The 3,524-nt window shown below is 31.4% G+C and carries 2 protein-coding genes and 1 pseudogene; 2 read left to right on the top strand and 1 reads right to left on the bottom strand.

Features of this window, described 5'->3' with window-relative positions; translation table 11 throughout:
• Nucleotides 1-1,051: pseudogene (locus tag QZ143_RS09655) on the top strand (hypothetical protein); the annotation flags it as partial.
• A 217-nt stretch (nucleotides 1,052-1,268) separates the two neighbouring features.
• On the opposite strand, the gene QZ143_RS09650 reads toward QZ143_RS09655, so the two are convergent.
• The gene (locus tag QZ143_RS09650; protein ID WP_292883686.1) at nucleotides 1,269-1,463 is read right to left on the bottom strand and encodes a hypothetical protein; all 195 of its coding nucleotides are present in this window, start codon (nucleotides 1,461-1,463) and stop codon (nucleotides 1,269-1,271) included.
• A 160-nt stretch (nucleotides 1,464-1,623) separates the two neighbouring features.
• Between QZ143_RS09650 and QZ143_RS09645 the strand changes: the two genes are divergently transcribed.
• Nucleotides 1,624-3,159, top strand: coding sequence for a hypothetical protein (locus QZ143_RS09645; RefSeq protein ID WP_292883683.1), 1,536 nt, complete (start codon nucleotides 1,624-1,626; stop codon nucleotides 3,157-3,159).
• Nucleotides 3,160-3,524: the final 365 nt, after the last annotated feature.

The raw sequence follows: 3,524 nt of genomic DNA, 5'->3' as shown, positions 1-3,524 counted from the left end.
TGCTCATGGTAATTTGAATATATTAAATTCTACATTTTATAATAACTCTGCTGCTAAACCAGGTGGTGCGATTTTTATTAATAATTCAGTTTCTAATTGCAAAATCAACTCTACATTCATAAGCAATAGTGCAAAAAATGGTGGTGCTATATACTTTAATGGTGAAACCATTGGTGTTACAATAAATGGGTATTTTGAAGGTAATGTGGCTGAAAGGGCTGCCGGAGCAATTTATATTAAAGGAAAATCTTCAAACAATACATTTGCATCTGAGTTTTATCATAATCATGCGAATGCAGCAAGTGGTGGAGCAATATTTTTCTATAAATTGGCTGAAAACAATCAATTTGAAAGCACTTTCGGATATAATAGGGCTGCTTATGGTGCTGGAATCTTTTTCTACAATAAAGCAAACAATAATAAATTCAACAGTACTTTCATATCCAATATAGCAGAGTCATGTGGTGGAGCGATGTTTTTCTATAATGCATCAGATAACAATAACTTCACTGGTTATTTTGCTAACAACTCTGCTTTGGGAAAAGTTGATGTTTTAAACGGTAACGGAGGTGCTATAACATTTAAAGGCACTTCATCCAATGGCATATTCAATTGTGATTTTGTCAATAATACTGCCGTTCTATATGGTGGGGGTGTAAATTACAGGCAAACTCCATATAATATAACATTTAACGGTAATTTCATCAACAATACTGCAAAATATGGTGCTGGAGTCAATTTCTTTGAAAGCTTTGAAAATGTCATCTTTAATTCTGAATTCGATGGCAATTCTGCCATGTATGGTGGTGCAATGGCTTTTAAAAGAGGAACTGTTGAAAATGTCTTATTTAAAAATAATCATGCAGAATCCGGTGGAGCAATTTTTGCTCATGGAATTCTACATTTTATAATAACTCTGCTGCTAAACCAGGTGGTGCGATTTTTATTAATAATTCAGTTTCTAATTGTAAAATTAATTCTACATTCATTAATAATAGTGCATATCAAGGTGGTGCAATATTCTTTAATGGTGAAACTGATAACAACATAATTTCTGGATATTTTGAAGGTAATGAAGCTGAAAGAATTGGCGGAGCATTATGTTTCCAAGCTAAATCTTGCGATAATGTAATTTCTGCTAAATTTAATAATAATAAAGCAGATAATGCTAGTGGTGGAGCAATCTTTTTCCGTAATCTTGCTGATGGCAATCAATTTGAAGGTATTTTCACAGCAAACTATGCAAATCAGGGTGGAGCAATCTTCTTTTACAATAAAGCAAACAATAACAGATTCGGCAGTGATTTCAAATCCAATATTGTTAATACCTCTGGAGGTGCAATTGTTTTCTTTGGAACTACAGATAACAATAACTTCACCGGATCTTTCATCAACAACTCTGCTTGGGGTATAAGTTCAGGTGATAGTGTTGGTAATGGTGGAGCGATAACCTTCACTAACATATCAAGTAATTGTGTATTTGCTTGTGATTTCATCAATAATACTGCTGCTAAACATGGTGGTGCAATAAATTACAGGCAGACTCCACAGGATATTGCATTTAATAGTAATTTCATCAACAACAAAGCATCATATGGTGCTGGAATCAATTTCTTTGAAAGCATGAAAAATGTGGTATTTAATGGTGAATTCAATGGCAATACTGCTTTCCAAGGTGGTGCGATTTTTATTAATAATTCAGTTTCTAATTGTAAAATCGTTTCCACATTCATTAATAATAGTGCATATCGGGGTGGTGCAATATTCTTTAACAATGAAACTGATAATGTTATAATTAATGGTTATTTTGAAGGTAATGAAGCTGAAAGAATTGGTGGAGCTATAGTCTTCCAAGCTAAAGCATCCAATAACATAATTTCTTCCGAATTTTATAATAATAAAGCAAATAATGCCAGTGGTGGAGCAATCTTTTTCCGTACTCTTGCTGAAGGCAATCAATTTGCAAGTGTTTTCATGGGTAACTATGCAGTTTATGGTGGAGCAATCTTTTTCTACAATAAGGCTAACAATAACTTATTTAATTCTAATTTCTATTCCAATGTAGCTTATTCGGCTGGTGGTGCAATTGTTTTCCATAACACTACTAATAACAATAATTTCACTGGTCGTTTTGTCAATAACTCTGCTTTAGGTGCAAACTCAAGTAGTGTATGGAATGGTAATGGAGGTGCTATAACATTCAATGATGTGTCAAGCAATTGTGTATTCACTTGTGATTTCATTAACAACACTGCTAAAAATGGTGCTGCGGTGAACTATGGGGAAACTCCATATAACATTACCTTTAACGGTAATTTCATTAATGCCAATGTTTCCGATATTGCTTATGGAGAAACTGTAAATATTTATTCAAATGTTGTTGATGAGAATAATGTGCCATTAAATAATGGAACTCTCTCTGTTATTATCAATGGAAAAACATATTCTGCTGATGTATCTAATGGAACTGCAACTTTGGAAATTCCAAAGTTAAACGCAGGAAAATATAATGTTGATTTGAAATGTCAAGAAAATGGAATGGTCTTTATTTCATCAGTTCAATTCCAGGTATCTAAACAAGATGCAAAGATTTCTGCTAAAAATAAGGCATACATCATTAACTATGGTGGAAAATACAGTATCGTTCTTAAAGATGCAAAAGGTAAGGCTATTGCTGGTAAAAAGGTTTCATTCAAATTAAATGGCAAAAATATAGGTTCAGCTAAAACTAATGCCAAAGGTGTTGCAACAATTAGTTTGACTGCAAAAATCCTAAAGGCGCAAAAAGCAGGTACTAAAAAACTTGTCATTAAATTTGCAGATTCAAATTATAATACTGTATCAAAAACTGTAAAGATAACAATAAATAAGGAAAAGACAAAAATTGTCGCTAAAAACAAAGTGTTCAAAAAGGCTAAAAAAGTAAAAAAATATACAATAACCTTGAAGAACAGCAAAAGTAAGGCAATTAAGAAAGTTCTTGTTACCTTAAAGGTTAAAGGTAAACTTTACAAGGCAAAAACAAACAGCAAAGGTAAAGCAACCTTCAGTCTTAAAAAGTTAACCAAAACAGGTAAATTTACAGCAGCAATTAGATTTAAAGGAAACACACTTTACAAGCCAACCCTTAAAAAAGTTAAAATCACTGTGAAAAAATAGAATCTTATTCTATTTTTTCTACTTATTTTTTTTTAATTTCTGTTTTAAGGTATTATGTATTAATTAATAACATTTCTTTTTTTCAGATGAAATATACAAAATACGAAATAGTTATAGATAAAAAATAGCTATTAATATTGATAAAAAAATAAAAAAATTGCAAGAAAAACTTGCAAATAATAAAACTATAGATTTATTTTTCCATTTTCTTAAATGATTTAATGATGTCTTCAATGCCTTTTCCTTCTGATGCAGCATCAAATACATCTTTGATTACGTCTAAAATATTGTGTTTATGCTCAGGAGATTCAGAAGTTTTTGAACTGCCAACAGCTAAATCAATATCTTCTGCTTTCACAGTTTTT

This window comes from Methanobrevibacter sp. UBA188 (assembly GCF_905234905.1).
GTDB lineage: Archaea > Methanobacteriota > Methanobacteria > Methanobacteriales > Methanobacteriaceae > Methanocatella.
The sequence above is the reverse complement of the archived record's forward strand: the minus strand, read 5'-3'. Positions and strand labels throughout refer to the sequence as shown.